Origin of the sequence: Ensifer meliloti (assembly GCF_030064585.1) — a bacterium.
Taxonomy (GTDB): Bacteria; Pseudomonadota; Alphaproteobacteria; order Rhizobiales; family Rhizobiaceae; genus Sinorhizobium; species Sinorhizobium meliloti.
Window position 1 is genome coordinate 1,082,432 of the sequence record NZ_CP120366.1, and the last position, 16,557, is coordinate 1,098,988.

The window sequence follows — 16,557 nt, forward strand, 5'->3', positions numbered from 1 at the left end:
GCTGTCTTTTTCCGTCGATTTGGCGTTGGTTGATGTCGATGCCTTCATAATACTCGTCTGCAGCCGCTGGCACGGCGGCGCCCAGGAATAAACAGAAGGCCACCATCATCGCCCGGATGATTGGTATCGTGCTCATTTTCTGATTCCTTCGCTGCGATTGGCGCAAAACCATTTTTAGTTAGTCTCGAACGACAAGTCGTTGATCGTGGTCAAGAACGACAAAAAATCCGGCGCAATGTTGGAGCTGCCTTGGCGCGAATGGACATGCGAGCACTTGATCGCACGGCGAAGTTACATTTTCGGGAGAATTGTTCCTGATCAATGCCGGCGCTTGCGCAAAGAACTATTCTATCCCAAGCGAAATACTGAGCGGGCATCCACAGGCTGCAGAACTGTTTGGCTCTGGCCAAAATGCTCTTCCGCAAGCACTGGGATGACCGTCCAGCCCGACTTTCGTCGAATTTCGACCAACGCAGGCGAGTCTGAGTGTCGCGGAAGGAGATGCCAATGCGTACTGTCGGTGTCCATTCGGAAGTCGGTAAGCTTAGAACGGTGATGGTCTGCAGACCTTCCTTGGCTCATCAACGACTGACGCCGGGTAATTGTCACGATTTGCTTTTCGACGATGTCGTCTGGGTGCATGAGGCGCAGAAGGACCATTACGATTTCGTTCTGAAAATGCAGGAACGAGGTGTGGAAGTCCTCGAGTTGCACGACCTTCTAACCGACACTCTGATGGATGCCGAAGCGCGCAAGTTCGTGCTTGATCGCCGGGTCGCCCCGAACGTCATGGGATCCCAGATCGCCGAGCTTATGCGTCCTTGGATGGAGGAAATGGACTCCAGGCGGCTGGCTGCCTTCCTAATCGGTGGGATCTCTATTGCAGACCTTCCGGAAGGACAGGGCAAGGCTCTCATGGCATCTGCCTTCCACTCCACCGAGTTCGTCGTCCCTCCGATCCCCAACACATTGTTTCAGCGCGATCCGTCCTGCTGGATCTATAACGGAGTAACGTGCAACCCAATGTTCTGGCCGGCGCGGCGCGCGGAAACTCTGATTCAAAGGGCGGTCTACAAGTTTCATCCATCCTTCAAGGGCGCGGCCTTCGACATTTGGTGGGGCGACTCCGACGAGCAGTTTGCCAATGCCACGATGGAAGGCGGCGACGTCATGCCCATTGGCAACGGTATCCTGCTGGTGGGAATGGGTGAGCGGACCACCTACCAGGCGGTGGGCCAGGTTGCCAAGGCGTTGTTCAAGGCCGGCGCCGCTACTCGCGTCATCGGTTGCCTGATGCCGAAGAGCCGGGCGGCGATGCACCTCGACACGGTATTCACATTCTGCGATCGCGACGTGGTGACGCTCTTCGCCGACGTTGTAGATCAGATCCGTTGTTACAGCCTTTTCCCTCTCGACGACCAGGGAAACTTCGAGGTGCTGCAGGAAGACCGGCCCATGCTCGAAGTTGTTGCCGAAGCTTTGGGCGTCGACAAGCTTCGCACTATCGCCACCGGCGGCAACACCTATGAGGCTGAGCGCGAGCAATGGGACGACGGAAACAATGTCGTCGCGCTCGAGCCGGGAGTAGTCGTTGCCTACGATCGGAACACGTATACCAACACCCTGCTCCGCAAGGCAGGCATCGAGGTCATCACAATCCGCGGCTCCGAATTGGGCCGAGGACGCGGCGGCGGTCATTGCATGACGTGTCCGATTTGGCGAGAGCCGACTGACTGACTTTGCAACCGGGTTTCAGCAAATGGAGCAGCAACATGAGTTTCAATCTCCGAAATCGCTCGCTTCTGACCGTGCAGGACTACACACCGCGGGAGTTTCGTTACCTCGTAGATCTCGCCCGCGATCTGAAGCGCGCGAAATATGCGCGGACCGAACAAGAACACTTGAAAGGCAAGGAAATTTGCCTGATCTTCGAAAAAACATCAACGCGTACAAGATGCGCATTCGAAGTTGCCTGTTCGGATCAAGGCGCTAATGTTACCTATCTTGACCCTGCCGGCTCGCAGATCGGGCACAAGGAGTCTTTCAAGGACACCGCCCGCGTACTAGGCCGCATGTACGACGCCATCGAATACCGCGGCGCCTCACAAGCCGGTGTAGAGACTCTCGCGAAATATGCGGGTGTGCCGGTCTACAATGGCCTCACCGACGAGTATCATCCCACGCAGATGATCGCCGACGTTATGACTATGCGCGAGCATAGCGACAAGCCGATCAGCGAAATCAAGTACGCCTATATCGGCGACACCCGATCGAACATGGGTCATTCTCTGCTCATTGTCGGCTGTTTGATGGGGATGGATGTGCGCATATGCGGTCCCCGATCTCTGTGGCCGTCAGACGAATATCAGACTATCGCGAAAGGACTTAAGGCTCAGTCTGGCGCGCGCCTCATGATCACGGACAATCCGAGGGAAGCAGTGGAGGGAGTTGACTTCATTCACACGGACGTCTGGGTTTCGATGGGTGAGCCGAAGGAGGTCTGGAAAGAACGCATTCAGTTGCTTACGCCCTATCAGGTCAATGCCGAGTTGATGGCCGCAAGCGGCAACCCGCAAACCAAGTTCATGCATTGCCTCCCGGCCTACCACGATACCGAGACCACTATCGGAAAGCAGATTTCCGATGACTACGGGATGTCGGACGGTCTTGAGGTCACTGACGAAGTGTTCGAATCGCAAGCGAACATAGCATTCGAACAGGCCGAGAATCGCATGCATACGATCAAGGCACTGCTGGTTGCAACCCTGGGAGACTGACTATGCGCGTCGTGATCGCCTTAGGTGGCAATGCGCTCCTGAAACGAGGGGAGCCGATGACCGCCGAAGTACAACGTCAGAACATCAAGATAGCGGCCGAGGCTATGGCTCCGATCGCCGCCGGGCATCAGATCGTGGTTACTCACGGCAATGGACCGCAGGTCGGGTTATTAGCCCTGCAGGGATCGGCATACAAGCCCGAGGAGGCCTATCCGCTCGATATACTTGGAGCCGAAACCGAGGGCATGATCGGCTACATGCTGGAGCAGGAACTTGGAAACGTCCTTCCTTTCGAGGTGCCGCTGGCAACAATCCTCACGATGGTTGAGGTCGACGGCAACGACCCCGGATTTCAGAATCCCACCAAGTTTGTTGGCCCAGTTTACGACGCAAGCGAGGCCGGAGAGCTTCATCAGCAAAAAGGATGGGTATTCAAGCAGGACGGGAATAAATGGCGTCGCGTGGTAGCGTCGCCGATTCCCAGGCGTATCTTCGAGCTTCGCCCTATCCAATGGCTTCTCGACAAAGGTGCTGTTGTCATCTGTGCCGGCGGTGGCGGAATTCCGACAATGTATGAGCGGGGAAAGGAACGGACACTGATTGGCGTGGAAGCGGTTATCGACAAGGATCTCTGCTCGGCCCTTCTTGCCCGGGATATTGAAGCAGACCTGCTCATATTGGCGACCGACGCAGAAGCTGTATTTACCGGATGGGGAACCCCGGAACGGAAGGCAATCTTCAAGACGAATCCCCAGCGGCTAAGCGAGTTCTCGTTTCCTGCCGGGTCTATGGGACCGAAGGTCGAGGCCGCTTGTCATTTTGTGAATGCAACCGGGCGCGTTGCCGCGATTGGTGCATTGGCCGACATTCCAGCGATGGTGCGTGCTGAGCGGGGCACCATCATAAGCTCGTCGTTTTCTGACATCACGTGGCACGTTGAGGTTCCAATTCCAGGTGGGGCCTCCCGTCCAGTCTAGATTGTCTGCGCACCGCCGCGGGTGCGAAATCGTGATTGCCTTCGAGGTGGCGGATAAAGGTCACTGGAACCTCCGATATTCAAAAGCGCGCCCTTGCGAGAAAAGGTGCAACTGCGAGCAAAGAAATCCCAAATGGCCTCCGCAGTGGCGAAGGCCGCACTGATAACTATGCTGCGAGATGCGGCTTCCGATCCGTTTGACTGAAAGTGGAGCAAGGAAATGGCTGAAAAACAACATATCGACTTGGAGGCCGCACCTGCGAGCGCCAAGGACCTCCGTATGCAACTCCTTCAACGACAGGTGGAGGAGATGGAGAAGGAGCGACAGTTCAAAGCGGTACAGGAGCAGAAGCTGACTGACTTTGCCGACGTATTCCTCGAGGAGCACGTCACGCCAGAGGAGGTCGCCGTCGTGCGCCGCCTCGTGGCGAACGCCGTACGCGACGGAAAATTCGAGGCGATGGTTTACAGCTTCCCTTCGAATCTTTGCACCGATAGTGGCCGCGCAATAAACAGCGCCGACCGCGATTGGCCGCAGACCCTCCAGGGCAAGGCGAAGGAATTCTACGAACGATATCAAAAATTCGGCAAGCCTCAGGGCTTCAAGCTGAAAGCTATGATTGTCAACTTTCCGGGTGGAATGCCAGGTGACGTGGGCTTCTTCCTGAACTGGGCTCCTGATGACGCTTAGGAATGAAGCCTGCATACCCGAGTTAGACGACACCTGGACGACAGACCTCTTGTCGAGACAGTTCTCCGGAGGTGAGCACGAATTGTTAGGCCTTGAAGCCTGTGGATTGGCGCATCGTCTCCTGATTCGCCGCTCAGAACGTATCTTGCTGGAGCGCCTCCTGGACGCGCCGGCAGAAAGCGTGACTCAATCGCAAATTTCCGGCGGGCATTTCAATCCTGCCGTGTCGCTGGGGCTGCCGTGACCGGCCGAGTTCCGATCGCCCGCGTGGTCGCCTAGTCATCGCGCAGGTCGCAGGCGCGCGTGATTGCCACCGGCAAGGCGGTGCTCGCTACACTGTCGGCGGCGACAATGGCGCGTTCTGGTCGACCCGCCCCGGTATGGAGGCATGGGTGCTATTTCGGCTGGCTATCGCGTGTGGTCTTATTGCGGCAACCGTCGCCGTTCAGGCGTCCTTCATGTCCGCCGGACTTGGTGTTTTTCGCAGGCTGGAAGAAGATCGCCGAGATTTTCTGCTTCGTTACCCGACCGTGACGACCGTCATCTGGGTAGTCTACCTGATCGTTCCGATCGCACTTGATGTCGTGCTCTGGGCCACTTTCTATTATCTCTCGCAAGCGCTGCCTGACTTTGAAGACGCGCTCTACTTCTCGACCGTCACATTCACGACGGTGGGCTATGGCGACATCGTTCTCGGCAGAGACTGGCGCCAGGTTGCAACTTTCGAGGCCGTCAATGGCTGGATCATCTTCGGATGGGCAACGGCACTGATGATGGCCGTGATCCAGCGTCTGCATTTTCGCGGGAACGACTAGGCAGGGCCACGGCCGTGAGGGGCGAACACCTGTGCACTCACGCCGGTGGCTGCTGCTCATCGTCATCCTGCCCGTGATTGCATCATTGTTCAGTGTGCTGCCAATCAAGGGCTGCACGGCCCCCGGCGGCGGACGGGTTCAGAGGCGATTGACAGTTCGGCACTCGGCCCGCTCGCCAGTTAAGCGATGGCGAAAGGCATCATTGCGAAGGAGACGTTCCATCTTCCGCAGGAGCGGGCCCCAAAAGGTAGATGCCACCACGGGCGTCATAGAGGCGCCATGTCGCCCGCAAATCTCCCGAGCCTGAACCTCGGAGATCGTCGTTTTTCTTTTCGAGGGCAACGGAAAGGGGGCCACTATTCAACCTCGGGCCCGACGATCAATGGCCGGCAAACACCGGGTATGACGCGATCTGGGCGAAGAGTTGGTCGCGGTGTCTTGGTTCCCATTGGCCTGATCAATCGGGAGATCGCTCTTTTATTTCGCGGCGAGGCGATGCCGCCGCCAGATCGTTAGCGCGCCGCGGATCGCCGCGTCGGCAGGCGCGGGCGCGAGTTTCACCCCGAAGTTTTCTGCCACCCTCCCATAGACCTCGACAAGATCGTCGTCTCCGACGACCGCGATCGTGTCACCCTCCTTGAACCAGCCACCGGTCCGAGCCTCCACGAATTCCCACCCGATGATGAGACCGGAAAGGCGGCTTTTCATTTCATCCGGCGCAATGGCGCCCGCAAGCCAGCCGGTCCTGACGGCAAAGAGCCGGGTCAACAAGCCGCCGGCGCGGGTGCTCTCTTCCTGCGCGAGCGCAACGCCTTCCGCGAAGGCGTCAGCGGCGTGATCTCGCTCGGCGGTGGCGACTTTCGACAGGAAGGAATGGTCGGCCAGCGTCGCGTAGATCTCACCGGTGACGAAGGTGCGGAACCGCTCGATGTGGCCGCCGCGGATCTCGGCCCATTTGGCGTGGGTTCCGGGAAGGACGACGATTATGTTCCTGTCCAGGCCGAAGCCGACAAGCTGCGCCTCCTCTCCGCGCATGACGTCCGGAAATGGGAATCCGGTGGGATCAGTCAAGCCAGGCAGGAAAGTGATTCTGTCCCCTTCCGGGAGGCCCTCGGTGCGGGCCGCTGCGGCCACATCCGCTGCGCTTGCCGGGGTCGGCACATAGGGCATCTCGATCCATCCGTTGCGGCTTCCAATCATCCCTGCCGCCACGATATCGAGGGGCCCATACTCGGCGCGCCAGGATGCAAGCGCCTCGCTGACGACGCGCCCATGCTCCCCTTTCGCGATCGACTGAATGCCCCGTTCGCCTTCCTTTTGATCGACGAGCGAGCCGTCCGATCTCACCAGGAAAGCCCGAAAGCCTGTGGTGCCCCAATCGAGCACGACCGTGACGGGTTTGAAAGCAGAGTTGGACAAGGTCGATCTCCTTCGAAGTTCGATGATTGACACGACCTATCATGTCCGCGTATGGTCCACAATATAGAAACTAAGTCTCACAATATGGATCACTTCATGCGGCTGACAGGAATTCTCCCGGTTCTCCCGACCCCTTTCACCGAAACGGGTGTCGACGTTGATGCCATGCGCCGCATCGTTCGTTTCGCTTTGGATGCCGGCGTAGCGGGTGTGGTCTTCCCAGGCTTTGCAAGCGAGGTGGAGGCGTTAACGGGGGAGGAGCGTCAAGCCCTTCTCAAGGTGGTCGCGACCGAGGTGGGGGACCGCGTGCCAATCGTGGCCGGCGCCAGCGCGCCGACGGTGGACGAAGTCGTCGCGTATGGTCGACAGGCGCTCGGGCTCGGAATCACGCGGCTGATGATCCAGCCGCCGAAATCGATCGGTGCCGGCGCCGGTGCGGTGACGGCTTTTCTCGCGGCCGCGGCCGCGCAACTGCCCGAGGTGGAAATCATCCTTCAAAACGCCCCGGCGCCGCGTGGTTCGGATCTCGCTCCCGAGGCAGTCCTCGAAGTCGTCCGTCGGGTTGCAGCCGTTCGCTACGTCAAGGAGGAGACGCTGCCCGCGGGGCCGGCGATTACGGCCATCCTGGCGAACGCACCGGAGCATATGCTTGGCGTCATCGGCGGCGGAGGAGCCCGCTACATTCTGGACGAGTACGATCGAGGCGCATGTGCGGCGATGCCGGCACTCGAGATCGCCGATCTGCATGCCGCACTCGACCGCAGTTACCGTGACGGTCGTGGAAGCGAAGCGCGGGCGCTTTACGTCAAGTCTCTACCTCTGTTGGTCTTGCAGGCCGTTTACCGTATGCGCTTGACAAAACATGTGCTCGGCTTGCGTGGGGTTCTCGACAACCCCATTGTACGCGCGCCGACACCGGATCTCGATGCTTTGGCCGTGCGGGACATCGAACGATGCTTCCAGGAGTGTGGCCTCGGGTCCGTCGGGGCGGACAAATGGAGGCGGACAAAATGAGCGATCGCGTCAAAAAGATCGAAAGCTTCACTCTGACGCTGCCGCGCGAAACGCCTTATCTCGGCAAACCGCGGCCGGGGGAGGAGCCGAACGGGCGCGGCTATCTAGTGCGCAAGGGCAACCGGACCGTCTATCCGACATTCGATCGCAGCGTGCTCGTGCGCATCGAAACCGAGAATGGTGCCGTCGGATGGGGTGAGACCTACGGGCTGGTTGCCCCACGCGCCACGATGGAGATCATCGATGATCTCCTTGCGGATTTCACGATTGGCCGCGACCCCTTCGATGCGGCGGCGATCCATGACGATCTGTACGACCTCATGCGGGTGCGCGGCTATACCGGCGGCTTTTACGTCGATGCGCTCGCTGCGATCGACATCGCCCTGTGGGATCTGGCCGGCAAACTCGCGGGACTGCCTGTCTGCAAGCTTCTCGGCGGGCAGCGGCGCGATCGTATCGCGGCATATATCTCCGGGCTGCCCGAGGATACGCGCGCCAAACGCGCAGAACTCGCCGCGAGCTGGCAGGCAAAGGGATTTTCGTCTTTCAAATTCGTATCGCCTGTCGCCGACGACGGCGTCGCGAAAGAGATCGAAACCCTGCGCGAAAGGCTGGGTCCGGCCGTGCGCATCGCCTGCGACATGCATTGGGCACAGACCGCCAGCGAGGCGATCGCACTCATCAAGGCGATGGAACCGCACGGACTGTGGTTCGCCGAGGCGCCGGTGCGCACCGAAGATGTCGACGGCTTGGCCCGGGTCGCCGCGAGTGTCTCGACGGCCGTCGCGGTCGGTGAGGAATGGCGAACCGTCCACGATATGGTGCCGCGCGTGGCTCGCGATGCGCTCGCGATCGTGCAGCCTGAAATGGGTCATAAGGGGATCACCCAATTCATGCGCATCGGCGCATATGCCCATGTCCACCACATCAAAGTCATCCCTCACGCAACGATCGGGGCCGGCATTTTCCTTGCTGCGAGTCTGCAGGCGAGTGCGGCGCTGGCGAATGTCGACTGCCACGAGTTCCAGCATTCGATCTTTGAACCCAACCGGCGGCTTCTCGTCGGCGATATGGATTGCCTGAACGGCGAGTACGTCGTGCCGACCGGCCCGGGTCTCGGCGTCGAGCCGTCCAAGGAGGCTCAAGGGCTGCTCAAGAAGCATTGAAAGAAGATTCTCTCGGAGGAGTGGAGGAGAAAATGAAGACCATCGGAAAATACGCCGTCGCGGCAACGGTGACCGCAATGCTTGCCTGCGCCGCCTCGGCGGCGCCCGCAAGCGCGGAAGTGCTCAAATTCGTGTCATGGCAGAAGGATGAGAAGGGCATCGGCGACTGGTGGGGTTCGGTGATCAAGGAGTGGGAGGCGAAGCATCCAGGCAATACGATCGAGTGGACCAAGGTCGAGCGCAGTGCCTACTCCGACACGGTGACGACACTGTTTGCTGGCGGCACGCCGCCGGATGTCGTCCACCTGGCCTCGTTCGAGTTCCAGACCTTCGCCAATAATGGCTGGCTTGAGGATCTTGGCCCCTGGGTCGAGAAGGCGGGGCTCGAGCTCGACGGCTGGAGCGGGCAGGACATCTGCAACTTCCAGGATACGACCGTCTGCATCATGATGCTCTATTACGGCACGATCTTCGGCTACAACGAGGAGATGTTGAAGCAAGCGGGCGTCGACGTACCTACGAATTACGAGGAATTCCTTGCCGCGGCTCGAGCGACGACCAAGGACCTGAACGGTGATGGCATTGTCGATCAGTTCGGAACCGGCCACGAAACCAAGGGTGGCGGTGGCCAGTACATAGCCGAGATGGCGAGTTACCTTTTCGACGCCGGCGCGCGCTTCACCAATGCCGAAGGCGAGGTGACCATAGACACCCCTGAGATGGTCGAGGGGCTGACGCGCTGGAAGACGGTGGTCAAGGAAAACCTGACACCGCGCGATCTATCGGCCGGCGAAGTCCGCAAGCTCTTTGCCGATGGAAAGATCGCGCTGAAGGTCGACGGTCCCTGGATTTATTCCATCATGCAGCAGGGAGCGGCGAAGGATAAGCTGAAGCTCGCCAGCGTTCCCTTCGATCCGCCGCTCGGCGGCTCCTCCAACATTCTCGCAATGCCGAGCGAGATTTCCGAAGAGAAGAAGCAGCTTGTCTGGGATTTCATCGCAATTGCGACTTCCGACAAATTCCAGACCAGCTTCGCAACGCTTGCCGCCTCGACGCCGCCGAGCCCGCGCGCCGATCTCACCGAAGCCAAGGCGCAGATTCCGCATTTCGACCTGATGGCGCAGTCGCAGAAGGCAGCGGCAGACCACAAGATCGACCGCATTCCCATCGGCCTCGAGATCCAGTTCAACGAGTTCTCGAAAATGATCCAGGAGGAGGCGCAGAGGATGATAATCGAAGATCTCGATCCTGCTGCGGTCGCCAAGACAATGCATGAGAAGGCCGCGGCGCTTCAATAGACGCTTGCCGCCCTCGGCACATAAAGGAAAACCGGGCGCCCCTTATGTGGCGTCTGGTCCCCGCAAGAAACAAGAGGCAATCATGAGCCTACGCTTCCTCGATCTGGCACGGCCGAGCCGGCAGCATTGGCTGGGCTATCTGTTGTTGCTGCCGGCCGTCGCGCTGGTCGCCCTGATCATCGTCTATCCGCTGTTCGTGTCCCTCGACTTGTCTTTCCAGAAGATCGGCATGGCGACGCTCAGCGCACCGCGCAAGCCGTTCACACTGGAAAACTACCACAAGCTATTCGCCTCGCCGGATTTCTGGAACTCGTGCTGGGTGACGATCAAGTTGGTCGTGGTCGTCAGTGCAGCCTGTTTCGCCGTCGGTCTGGGCACGGCCTTGCTGGTCAACAACCGTTTCAAGGGGCGGACGCTAGCGCGTCTCTTCGTGGCTCTGCCCTGGGCCGTTCCCGAAGTCATCGCCGTCGTCATTTTCGCCTGGATCTTCGATTCTTCCTTCGGCCTGATGAACTGGCTCTTCATCAAGCTCGGCATCACGAGCCAGATGATCAACTGGTTCTCCGAACCGACCGCAGCATTCTGGGTGGTGGCGATAACGATGATCTGGAAGGGTTACCCTTTCGTCTCCATCATGACGCTTGCCGGTTTGCAGTCCATTCCGGAAGATTTCTACAACGCCGCCAAGGTCGATGGCGCGAACGCGTTCCAGCGCTTCTGGTACATCACCATTCCCGTGCTCATGCCTGTTCTCGGCGTGACGTCGGTGCTCGTTGTCCTTTGGGTCTTCCGGGATTTTTCAATCATCAAAGTGCTGACCGACGGCGGGCCGCTCAAGGCGACGCAAACGCTCTCGATCATGACCTACGATCAGGCTTTCGGCTTCTTCAACATGGGTTACGCCTCCGCAATCGGCATCGTAACCCTCGTGCTGTGCGTCGTCGCCAGCCTGTTGATGCTCGGCCGCAAGTCCCAGGCAATGTATTAGGAGGTCGAGCGATGCAGCGCACCACCCTTCAAACGCTCTCGCTCTACGCCGGCCTTGCCGTCGTCTGCGGTGTCCTTCTCTTTCCTATCTATTGGCTGTTCGTCACGGCGCTGTCGACGCTCGCGGAAATCCGCCAGTTGCCGCCGTCCTTCTGGCCGGCCGAACCGCAGTGGAGCACCTTCGCCAAAGTGGGTACCGAGCGGCCGATCTTCCTATGGCTGTGGAACTCGACGCTTGCGGCGCTCGGTTCTGTAGCCCTGTCGATGGTTGTTTCGGTCTTCGCAGGCTACAGCCTGTCGCGCTTCAGCATGAAGGGCGGGCGATCGCTCGGCCTCTTCATTCTCACGGCGAAGATGTTGCCGGCAACGCTGCTTGTCATTCCGCTTTTCGGCATCTTCCGCTCGATGGGGCTGATCGGGAGCCTGTGGTCGCTTGTCCTCGCCCATGCGACGCTGATCATCCCCTTCACCACCTGGATGTTGAAGGGCTACTTCGACACGATCCCGCGCGAGTTGGAGCAGGCGGCGATGGTCGATGGCTGCTCTCCGCTTGGCGCCCTGTTCCGGGTCGTGCTTCCGGTAGCGACGCCTGGTCTAGCTGCAACGGCGCTTTATGCCTTCGTCCTCTCGTGGGCGGACTATGCCTATGCTCGCACCTTCCTGACCAATGCCCAGGGCAGTTGGACGGCCAATCTCGGCATCACCACGATGAAGGGCGAGTACGTCACCGACTGGAACGAGATCTCGGCGGCGGCCGTGTTCATCGCGCTGCCGATCATCCTCATCTACCTGTTCCTCGAACGCTATTTGGTCGGCGGCCTGACTGCCGGCGCGGAGAAGTGAAATGGCCGGAATAAGCATTCAAAACGTCTACAAGGACTACGGAGCGCTCAACGTGCTCAAGGAGTTCTCGCTGGAGATCGCGGATGGCGAGTTCGTCGTACTGGTCGGTCCTTCGGGTTGCGGCAAGTCAACGATGTTGAAAATTCTTGCCGGGCTGGAGCCGGCAAGCGGCGGCAAGATCATGATCGGCGACAGGGACGTGACGGACCTTGCCCCGGGCGACCGCGACATCGCGATGGTTTTCCAGAACTATGCTCTCTACCCGCATCTGACGGTGGGTCAGAATATGGGCTTCGGGCTCAAGATGCGTGGGATGCCCAAGGCAGAGATCGACAGGCGGGTTCGCGCGGCGGCCAAGATCCTCGCAGTCGACCATCTGCTGGACCGGCGACCGAAGGCGCTTTCGGGCGGACAACGCCAGCGCGTCGCACTCGGCCGCGCTATCGTGCGCGAGCCGCGCGCCTTCCTTATGGACGAGCCGCTTTCCAACCTCGACGCCAAGCTGCGCGTCCATACGCGCGCCGAGATCAGCGCGCTTCACAAGCGCATCGGGGTCACGACGGTCTATGTCACGCACGATCAGATCGAGGCGATGACCATGGCCGATCGTGTCGTCATCATGCGTGACGGCGCCATCCAGCAGATCGCCGACCCTGATACTTTGTTCGCCAAGCCGGAGAACCTCTTTGTCGCCGGGTTCATCGGCTCGCCGGGCATGAACTTCCTGCGCGCCAGGATCGAAGCCGGCAAGCTGACGCTCTTCGGCCAGACCTTCAATGCGGCTGTCGGCGTCGGCGCGGGAGAGATCATCGTCGGCATCCGGCCCGAACACCTCGCGCTCGGTCCAGGTGACGTCACATTCACCGTAAAGCCGACTTTGGTGGAAAGCCTCGGCTCGGAAAAGTACGTCTACTTCGAACCTGACGAGCACGCCTACAGAGCGGATGCGCGCGACGAGGAGCGCGGCAAGGGTCTAATCGCCCGTATCGCACACGCAGGCCCCATCCGCGAGGGCGAAGAGCTTGTGCTCTCGTTCAATGCCTTAGAGGTCCACCTCTTCGACGCAAAGACAGAAAAGGCAGTAAACTGACATGAAAGTGCTTGTAACGGGCTCTGCCGGAAGGGTCGGCGCCTTTGTCGTCCGGCGGCTGATTGCCGGCGGCCATCAAGTCCGGGGCTTCGAGCTTCGCTCGGCCGGTATCGAGGACGGCGGCTTCGACGAAGTCATCGGGGCCTTCGACGATCGGGAAGCGGCAATACGCGCTTGCGAAGGCACCGACGCGGTGCTTCATCTCGGCGCTTTCATGTCCTGGCTGGCAAGCGATCGCGACAAACTCTTTCGGGCAAATGTCGAGGGGACGCGCATCGTGCTCGAGGCCGCGGCCGCGGCTAAGGTCGGGCGCTTCGTCTTCGCGAGTTCCGGCGAGGTCTACCCGGAAAACAAACCGGAGTTTCAACCGATTACCGAAGACCATCCGAAGAAGCCGCTGTCGCCATACGGCCTGACCAAGCTTCTCGGCGAGGAACTGGTGACGTTCCAGGGGCGCGTATCGTCGATGGAGACGGTAATCCTGCGCTTCTCGCACACGCAGAACGCAAGCGAGCTGCTCGACCCCGAAAGCTTCTTCTCCGGGCCGCGCTTCTTTCTTCGACCCAAAATCGAGCAGCAGGAAAACTTTGGCAATAAGGCTGCGGCCGACCTTCTGCGTGCGGCCGACCCCGGTCGGCCCGCGCTGGTGCTGACCCGCAATGAAGAGGGGCGGCCGTTCCGAATGCATATTACCGACACCCGCGACATGGCCCAAGGCGTGCTTCTTGCACTTACGCATCAAATGGCAGCCGGTGGTATCTTCAATCTGGGGGCTACCGAACCTGTTGACTTCGCCCAGATCCTGCCCGTAATGGCGCAAAAGACCGGGTTGCCGCTTTTGACGGTGGATCTGCCTGGCGCCGGTGTTTGGTATCACACATCCAATCAGCGCATTCGCGAGACACTCGGTTTCGAGCCTGACTGGCCGATCATGCGAATGCTGGACGAGGCGGTAGCGGAATGGACGACAAGGCAGGCTTAGGCGGGCTGGAGGATCGCGGTGCGCCGGCGGGGGCGGCAGCGCTCGCCAAGGGGCTTGCTCTCCTCGACCTCATAGCCGAGGCGCCGAAACCGCTGCGCTTCGCCGATCTGCACAAAATGAGCGGTGTGCCGAAGCCAACGCTTGCGCGCATGCTCAAGACGCTGATGGTCTTCCGGCTGATCCGCCAGGACGAGACCACGGGGGCCTATCTGCTCGGCCACCGTTTTGTCGAGCTCTCACATCGGGTGTGGGACAAATTCGACCTCGTCAGCGCCGCCATCCCCGAACTCGATCGCCTTGCGAGCGAGCTCGGAGAGACGGTTGCGCTTTGCCGGCTGGACGGTCAGCGCGTGGTCTATCTGGAAGAGCGGTCAAGTGGTGGCTTGGGCGTGTTGATCGAGGTCGGCCGGCGCGTGCCGATTCATTGCACTGCGGCCGGCAAGGTCCTGCTTGCGTTTCAGGAGCCGTCTTTCGCCCGGTCGCTGGCGGGGCAGATCACATATGATCGATTTACGTCAAACACCATCACGGATTCGCAGGCGCTGGAGGCCGATCTCGTTCTGACACGTGCCCGCGGCTACGCCGTTTCCTACGAGGAGCATCTGGCCGGGGTCAATTCCGTCGCTGCTCCGATCGCCGGGCGCGATGGAGTGCCACTCGGCGCACTCGTCGTGCTTGGGCCGGCTTCCCGCCTCGACAGTTCCGCCATCCATCCGGCTGGGCGCGAGTTGATGGCGGCGGCGCGACGGATCACTGGCACGGTCGGGGCGGTTGCGATCAGCTCTGGACCACGCCCCCGCACGCGCTCGGGGGGCTTCAGCGACGTGCAATGCGTCTTGCCCTGGGGCGCTCAGCTCGGAGAGGCGCCAGTTTGGGTCGAAAGGGAGAAGCGGCTCTATTGGGTGGACATCCTCCATCCGGCTGTGCACCGCTTCGACCCCGTCACTGGTAAGAACGAGAGCTGTAACGTCGCCAAACTCGTCAGTGCTGTCCTTCCGACGCGGAATGAGGGACTGATCGTCGCCTCCCAGGATGGCGTCGAGCACTTCGATTTCGACCGCGGCGACTTTAACCCCTTCGCCGAGCCGGAACCCGGGTTGCCGGAAAACCGCCTGAATGACGCCAAAGTCGATCCGAGCGGCCGCCTGTGGGTGGGATCGATGCGGCTCGACGTGAGCCGCCCGACCGGCAGCCTTTATCGCCTTACGAGTGCCGGCGAAGTAACCCGCGCCGGGAGCGGTTTCACGGTCGCCAATGGGCTGGCCTGGAGTCCGGACAGTTCGACCTTTTACTTCGTCGATACGGTGCCGGGCATCATCTATGCCTACGACTTCGATGCACGCGAGGGGAGCATCGCCAACCGCCGTGTCTTCGTTAGGGTGCCCGAGGCGGAAGGCCGCCCGGACGGCCTTGCTGTCGATGCCGATGGCGGGATCTGGTGTGCGATCTGGGACGGATGGCGCGTGAACCGCTATAGGCCAGATGGCCGGCTGGATCGAGCTGTCGAACTGCCGGTGCCGCGCCCCACCAGCGTTGCCTTCGGCGGGGACGATCTTGCGACTTTGTTCATCACCAGTGCGCGCACCCGTCTCCCGGCCTCAACGCTGACGGAAGCACCGCTCTCCGGCGGCATTTTCGCCTGCAATCCCGGTGAGCGCGGCCTGCCCGCCTCGCTCTTCGGCGTCTGAGGGACAGCTGTGAGCACGTATAAGGACATATTTTCGCTGAAGGGCAGAACAGCTCTGGTGACCGGCTCGAGCCGCGGCATCGGGGCCTCGATCGCACAAGCCTATGCAGCGTATGGCGCGCGTGTTGTCCTGCACGGACAGAGGCCCGGCGCTACGGCCGAGATCGAAAAGGCAATACGCGCTGCCGGCGGTGACGCGGTCTCGATCGATCGCGAGCTTTCGCCGCCCAGTGCCGGCCGCGACTTGATTGCGGCGGCTGAAGGCGCCGCAGGTCCCCTGGATATTTTGGTGATCAACGCATCGGCGCAAATCAACGGGGCGCTCAACGATGTGACACCTGAGGATTTTGCCACCCAGATCGATGTCAACCTTCGCTCTACAGTCGAGATGCTGCAGGTGGCGTTGCCCGCCATGGCGGAACGCGGCTGGGGCCGCGTCGTCAACATTGGTAGCATCAACCAGTTGCGGCCAAAATCCATCGTCTCCATTTATGCGGCGACCAAGGCAGCCCAGCATAACCTGATTCAAAGCCTCGCTCGCGATTATGCCTCCCGCGGCGTGCTACTCAACACACTTGCACCGGGACTCATCGACACGGACCGAAACGCCGCCCGCCGCGACGGCGATCCTGAGGCATGGTCGAACTACGTCCGGACGCTCAACTGGATGGGCCGCGCAGGCAGGCCCGACGAAATGGTGGGCGCTGCGCTCTTTCTCGCCTCGGATGCGTGTAGCTTCATGACCGGTGAGGCCGTCGTGATGTCGGGTGGCTTCTAGAGGGTCGTCGTATTCGATTGTGTCATGCGGGTAG

General features: G+C 60.4%; 15 protein-coding genes. 14 read left to right on the top strand and 1 reads right to left on the bottom strand.

The window, feature by feature from the left end; translation table 11 throughout:
• The first annotated feature begins 507 nt into the window (after positions 1-507).
• From arcA to PZL22_RS29830, 5 genes are all read left to right on the top strand, one after another.
• On the top strand, positions 508-1,737 hold the full coding sequence (gene arcA, locus PZL22_RS29810) for an arginine deiminase (RefSeq protein ID WP_284718735.1): 1,230 nt from the start codon (positions 508-510) through the stop codon (positions 1,735-1,737).
• A gap of 35 nt (positions 1,738-1,772) precedes the next feature.
• On the top strand, positions 1,773-2,777 hold the full coding sequence (locus PZL22_RS29815; RefSeq protein ID WP_284718736.1) for an ornithine carbamoyltransferase: 1,005 nt from the start codon (positions 1,773-1,775) through the stop codon (positions 2,775-2,777).
• A 2-nt stretch (positions 2,778-2,779) separates the two neighbouring features.
• Positions 2,780-3,754, top strand: coding sequence for a carbamate kinase (gene arcC, locus PZL22_RS29820; RefSeq protein ID WP_127701307.1), 975 nt, complete (start codon positions 2,780-2,782; stop codon positions 3,752-3,754).
• A gap of 219 nt (positions 3,755-3,973) precedes the next feature.
• Positions 3,974-4,444 carry a histidine kinase gene (locus PZL22_RS29825; RefSeq protein WP_127621545.1) on the top strand — a complete coding sequence of 157 codons (471 nt, stop codon included), beginning with the start codon at positions 3,974-3,976 and terminating at the stop codon, positions 4,442-4,444.
• Positions 4,445-4,824: 380 nt separating this feature from the next.
• A complete protein-coding gene (locus PZL22_RS29830) occupies positions 4,825-5,259 on the top strand; it encodes a potassium channel family protein (RefSeq protein WP_080567618.1) in 435 nt (144 codons plus the stop codon).
• A gap of 477 nt (positions 5,260-5,736) precedes the next feature.
• Here PZL22_RS29830 and PZL22_RS29835 read toward each other — a convergent pair whose 3' ends face one another.
• Positions 5,737-6,678, bottom strand: a complete 942-nt coding sequence (locus PZL22_RS29835; protein WP_014989915.1) for a 2-dehydro-3-deoxygalactonokinase — start codon at positions 6,676-6,678, stop codon at positions 5,737-5,739.
• An 84-nt stretch (positions 6,679-6,762) separates the two neighbouring features.
• Here PZL22_RS29835 and PZL22_RS29840 point away from each other — a divergent pair, with 84 nt between their 5' ends.
• The 9 genes from PZL22_RS29840 (at position 6,763) to PZL22_RS29880 (ending at position 16,523) form a co-directional block, all read left to right on the top strand.
• Positions 6,763-7,692, top strand: a complete 930-nt coding sequence (locus PZL22_RS29840; RefSeq protein ID WP_041169469.1) for a dihydrodipicolinate synthase family protein — start codon at positions 6,763-6,765, stop codon at positions 7,690-7,692.
• The gene (locus tag PZL22_RS29845; protein ID WP_284718737.1) at positions 7,689-8,858 is read left to right on the top strand and encodes a mandelate racemase/muconate lactonizing enzyme family protein; all 1,170 of its coding nucleotides are present in this window, start codon (positions 7,689-7,691) and stop codon (positions 8,856-8,858) included. Before PZL22_RS29840 ends, PZL22_RS29845 begins: the two co-directional genes overlap by 4 nt.
• A 32-nt stretch (positions 8,859-8,890) precedes the next feature.
• Positions 8,891-10,156 carry an ABC transporter substrate-binding protein gene (locus PZL22_RS29850; protein ID WP_014989918.1) on the top strand — a complete coding sequence of 422 codons (1,266 nt, stop codon included), beginning with the start codon at positions 8,891-8,893 and terminating at the stop codon, positions 10,154-10,156.
• 82 nt (positions 10,157-10,238) lie between these two features.
• A complete protein-coding gene (locus tag PZL22_RS29855) occupies positions 10,239-11,144 on the top strand; it encodes a carbohydrate ABC transporter permease (protein WP_014989919.1) in 906 nt (301 codons plus the stop codon).
• Between the two features lie 11 nt (positions 11,145-11,155).
• Positions 11,156-11,986, top strand: coding sequence for a carbohydrate ABC transporter permease (locus PZL22_RS29860; RefSeq protein ID WP_127701673.1), 831 nt, complete (start codon positions 11,156-11,158; stop codon positions 11,984-11,986).
• 1 nt (position 11,987) lies between these two features.
• Entirely contained in the window at positions 11,988-13,076 is a 1,089-nt protein-coding gene (locus PZL22_RS29865; RefSeq protein WP_164843145.1) for an ABC transporter ATP-binding protein, read from the top strand.
• Position 13,077: 1 nt separating this feature from the next.
• Positions 13,078-14,058 (top strand): NAD-dependent epimerase/dehydratase family protein, encoded by a 981-nt coding sequence (locus PZL22_RS29870; protein WP_014989921.1) that lies wholly within the window; start codon positions 13,078-13,080, stop codon positions 14,056-14,058.
• Positions 14,037-15,746, top strand: coding sequence for an SMP-30/gluconolactonase/LRE family protein (locus tag PZL22_RS29875; protein ID WP_014989922.1), 1,710 nt, complete (start codon positions 14,037-14,039; stop codon positions 15,744-15,746). Before PZL22_RS29870 ends, PZL22_RS29875 begins: the two co-directional genes overlap by 22 nt.
• Before the next feature lie 9 nt (positions 15,747-15,755).
• Positions 15,756-16,523 carry an SDR family NAD(P)-dependent oxidoreductase gene (locus PZL22_RS29880; protein ID WP_014989923.1) on the top strand — a complete coding sequence of 256 codons (768 nt, stop codon included), beginning with the start codon at positions 15,756-15,758 and terminating at the stop codon, positions 16,521-16,523.
• The last annotated feature ends 34 nt before the right edge of the window (positions 16,524-16,557 follow it).